5 protein-coding genes and 1 pseudogene are annotated in these 4,511 nt (G+C 50.4%); all 6 read right to left on the bottom strand.

The window, feature by feature from the left end:
- Positions 1–1,275 (bottom strand): acyl-CoA dehydrogenase (locus PSI17_RS15930; RefSeq protein ID WP_273552901.1); only part of this gene is annotated, 1,275 nt, incomplete at its 3' end.
- A complete protein-coding gene (locus tag PSI17_RS15925) occupies positions 1,275–3,029 on the bottom strand; it encodes a fatty acyl-AMP ligase (protein WP_273552900.1) in 1,755 nt (584 codons plus the stop codon). The genes PSI17_RS15930 and PSI17_RS15925, both read right to left, overlap by 1 nt.
- On the bottom strand, positions 3,026–3,358 hold the full coding sequence (locus PSI17_RS15920; protein WP_273552899.1) for a hypothetical protein: 333 nt from the start codon (positions 3,356–3,358) through the stop codon (positions 3,026–3,028). The genes PSI17_RS15925 and PSI17_RS15920 overlap by 4 nt, the downstream gene beginning before the upstream one ends.
- 99 nt (positions 3,359–3,457) lie before the next feature.
- Positions 3,458–3,817: pseudogene (locus PSI17_RS15915) on the bottom strand (SDR family oxidoreductase); the annotation flags it as partial.
- Complete coding sequence (locus PSI17_RS15910; protein ID WP_273552898.1) at positions 3,805–3,972, bottom strand: hypothetical protein; 168 nt, start codon at positions 3,970–3,972, stop codon at positions 3,805–3,807. The gene PSI17_RS15910 and the pseudogene PSI17_RS15915, both read right to left, overlap by 13 nt.
- The coding region (locus tag PSI17_RS15905) for an IS701 family transposase (protein ID WP_273552897.1) at positions 3,956–4,511 on the bottom strand (556 nt) is incomplete at its 5' end. The genes PSI17_RS15910 and PSI17_RS15905, both read right to left, overlap by 17 nt.

The raw sequence follows: 4,511 nt of genomic DNA, 5'->3' as shown, positions 1-4,511 counted from the left end.
TAATGTCTCCGGCAAATACGTGCGCATGTCGGCTAACTTATTCAGGGAGTTGATATCTGCGGTTCCCTTTTTGAAATTCCGGATAAGTGTCGGCAACTGAGGCACCAGCGAAACTCTGTTTACCACGGTGCTGCCATCAAAAATGGGAACGATCTGGTGGTCGCGGATTAACTTCTGAAACGCGCCATCAACGTACAGATCGTTGATAAATCCGCGGGCTCCCATCTGCTCTTCCAGGAGTGTTAATTGCTGCGCGACAAGTGACGGAATTGCCGCTTTTGCCAGTGCAGAAACAATACTCATCTCCTGCGGTATAAAACTGGCATGACGGGCAGCAATCCATGCTGTAACCTCCGTCATCCACGAAATGAGCATAGATTCTGCCAATAGAGATTGCACTGTATCCAACTCAATCATGCGTCGCCCATATAAGCGATGTTGTTGAGCCAGTTCAGCCGTCAGTTTTATTCCTGCATCCAAAGCACCAACTGAGAGCCCACAGCATGCCGTTCGGGTAAGCTGAAGTGCGCGCAGGGTGAGTTCGAGCCCCTGACCGGGATCCCCGATAATCGCATCCCGCGGCAACTCAGCGTCGAACCATTGTTGTCCGCTGATGTCGGCACCGCGAATTCCATAAGTACTTACCTTATCAAGATTACGCCAACTGCCTGGCTTCAGATGCCGCTTATCCACCAATAGGAGACTAAGATTGCGGGCTCCAACTGCCTCATTGCTATCTGTGCGAGCCAGAACCGTCATTATGTTGCCGCGCGTCGCATTATTAATGAGCCATTTTTCTCCCTTCAGACGCCAGCCCTGATCGCAAGGGGTTGCCGTGGTTTGAGTCGCCATTAAATCTGCTCCCCGACCTTGCTCAGTTAATCCCCATGACAATGGCTCATGTGAGAGTAACGCCCTGCGAACCTGATCAATTTGTTGCGCATTCCCGCCTAACCACACGCTGACTGCGCCGAGAAATGTTTTTCCGTGTCCTACCGCTACGGTAAGATCACGTACCGCCAGCGCGCGCCAGAGTGTGACAATCGACATCAGACTTCTCAGTTTTCCTCCAAATTGTATGGGTAGATAGAGTAACTGGGCATCCTGTTGATCAAGCCAGCTCACGGCCTCGCAAGGAAACGTAGCCTCCCTGTCATGCTGCATCAGACGTGAACATGCAAAAGCCTGCTCTGCTTCTTTATGCCAGAGTGAAGCGGCCTCACCGATCAATGGGATTGATATGACCTGCTGCAATGCTTCAAACAGCGTTTTCATCAGGCTTTCTCCCCAACGTCGTCGCGAATAATCTCACTAAGTATTGAGCGGGTGGCGGAAGAAAGCCACTGGTGGCGGATACGAAGAGTCTGGTTTAGAAAACGTTCTTTCATGACATTGCGCTGTATCTTACCGCTGGTTGTCCGGCTCACTTCTCCTGGTGGAACAAGAATAACTGCGGCTAGCGGTGCTCCCCACTCACTTTGTATCCAGTGCTGAATCTGCGTGGAGAGTTGTTCCAGCTCATTTTCATCAAACAAGCCTGATAATTCATGGCATACCACAAGTGCTTCTTGAGATGGCGCAGTGTTTATGCCAAAAACGGCACCATAACGCCCGGCCAGTTCATCGAACTGACGACGCAGACCATGTTCAATGTCATGAGGATAGAGATTTTTTCCGTGCGCAATAATGATTTCTTTGATTCGGGCAGTGATGAATATTTCACCTTCATGAACAAACCCCATATCGCCTGTGCGAAGATAAGGTCCCAGGCCACATCTGGTATAAGCGCAAAAGGTCTCGGCGGTCTCTTTAGGTTTGTTCCAGTACCCTTTTGCTACGCTACTGCCCTTTAGCCAAATTTCGCCTGTCTCACCATCTTTAAGCAGGTGACAGTTTTGCGGATCAACAATTTTAAGATCGTAGTGTTGTGCAGAACCGCAACTGACAAACTGATGTTCCGCATTGCCAATGGCCTGCGTTTCCCACCGGGTTATCACTCGCGGAGGGCGAGGCGAGTGACCGGAAATAAATACCGTACACTCGGCCATACCATAGCAAGGCTGCATAGCGTCTGGCTTAAAACCTGCTGGGAGGAAATAGTCAGTAAACTCCTCAATAGTGCTGGCTTGCACCGGCTCTGAACCATTGATCAGATAGTGAAGTGATAAGAGATCCAGCTCGCTTAGTTCGCTTTTTGAAATACGACGACAACACAGTTCAAACGCAAAGTTGGGCGCACAGGTATGGTTGATCCTGAAACGCTCGATCATTTTTAACCAGTGTAGCGGTCTCCTCAGGAACTGGCCAGGTGTCATCAAATAGCAACTACTGCCCAATAACAGCGCGGGTAACAACTGTGCCATCAAACCCATATCATGATATTGCGGTATCCAGCCACCGAACCGGGTTTTATCGTCGTAACCCAGGGCCTGCTGAAAGCTATTCGCATTATGTATCAGGTTATTATGGGTGAGCATTACGCCTTTGGGATTACCAGTCGAACCGGAAGTGTATTGCAATAGCGTCAGATCGTGGGGACGAAGGCTAGGTAAGTTCAACCCATCTGGCAAGGGTTCATCACTCAGTTTAATTGTCAGTACCGGGCGGTTAATCGCGTTTTGATCCAGCCAGACTTGAATCATGCTTTCATCACTTGGCGCACATAACAGTTCCACAATATCGGCATCGCGCATGATATTGCTCAAACGCTGAAGCTGATGCTGATACTGGGTAGGCAACGGTGAGGGAACGGCAACCATACCGGCATACTGGCAGGCCATTAAACCGACCGCAAAATATTCACTCACTGACGTAGGTAAAAGGAGCCTGCTACCCGGAACCCACGTGGACAGAAGATGCTCAGCGAGATGCAGGGCGGAGTTGCGTAGCTGATGGTAACTGACAGCGATGTTTTTTTCATTGTCAAGTGGGTTGTTCACTTTAATTAAAGCCAGAGCGTCTGGCGTGACGGAGGCGTAATAGTCTAGCGCTTCTGTCAGCGTCATAAAATGATGGGATTGTGACATCATGGTCGAGTTCCTTCGCTGGAGGTAAGCACGTTATCTGGGGCGGGAAGAAAATGGGTAGCAATAAAATAATCGACATAACGATTCAGCAGCGATTGATCCAGCGGTTTTGCCACGATGTCGGTTCCTGCCAGCGCACGTGTCAGATTGCTGTATTCATAATGCGGGAGCGCTCCCTCATCGCCAGCATCTTTGGAAGGCGCCTCTTCACCAAACAGCGAAAAGAATTTGCCGAGAGCATTGTCTTCCCCCTTCTCCAGTGCTGTAGACAGGCGGTGATACCATTGCGGATAGGTTACAGCGTCGAGTGTATATCCATACGTTCTTAGCATCGCAATAACGCTTCGCCAATGAACAGGCGCTGACTGTGTTAAGTGGTAGATCTTATTTGTCTCATTTCCAGAAAGCGCAATGTGCGCAATGGATTGTGCGCAAAAATCGACCGGAGAGATCTCTAATATGACATCGAGTGGCAACTCCGTTTGAAGCTGAATGCAGCTTTTGATTGCAGCGTTAAGATAGGTATCAGTTGAACAGGCACCATTACTTTGCGCACCCGTGATTTGCCCAGGACGATAAATACAGTAAGGGAGTCCCCGCTCACCGGCCTGAAAGATAAGCCGTTCTGAAACCCATTTAGTTTGCCGGTAACCGCCGACCAGGCCGTCAGGGTGTTCGAGCCTTTCTTCGTTGAAATAGTGTTTTCCCCGGTGACCGGGAAATACCGAGAGCGATGAAATGTAATGCAGCGGTTTAAGCCTATGCTGTCCGGCTAGTACTACAGTCGTAATTGCTCTGTAATCATGCGGTTATCCCGACGACGATAATGGCATTGTTGTGCGTAATATTGATGTCGTCGTCGCCAGGATGACCAATGTAAAACCTGCTCGACGGTCTCTCCGGCCTTTTCCATTAATTTTGACAGTAGCCTACGCAGTTCTGCCACACTGAGGGCTATCAGCCCCGTCGGCGTTTTTTTTCTCCTGTATCCGTAAGACCGCCAGTACCGCATGGGCCAGGAGCGATAAGGTAATATGCCGATACCAACTGTGCCATTGCCGCACTTCATAATGATCCAGACCGCATTCTCCCTTCGTTTCTTCAAAACCACACTCAATTTCCCAGCGACGGCCTGCCACCTGAGCCAGGGTTTTCAGGTCAGCCTGTTCTCGGCGCGCATACACGACATAGTAAGCCCGTTCCTGTTTTTCATCCCGGCTGCGCCGGACCAGCAGATAATGGCCATATTCCCGTTCTTTCTCACTGAGTTGTAAACGCCAGAGCGGCACCCGAATCCAGTCATACTGACGTTCGCCTTTCGCTCCCCGCCCCGCAGAATATTTTTCCCATTGCTGGGGCGTCAGGCTGTCCACAATGTTGTCCGCTCTGACACAGGTCGGCCCTTGCCACCACAACGGTTCATTTTTGGGGATCGCCAGCACAAACGGTTGATAGCGGGACTCCAGCCAGCAGCGCAGGCGACGA

This window comes from Xenorhabdus sp. IM139775, from assembly GCF_028598745.1.
Lineage (GTDB): Bacteria > Pseudomonadota > Gammaproteobacteria > Enterobacterales > Enterobacteriaceae > Xenorhabdus.
Note: the sequence above shows the minus strand (reverse complement) of the source record. Positions and strands in the feature narration are given on the sequence as shown.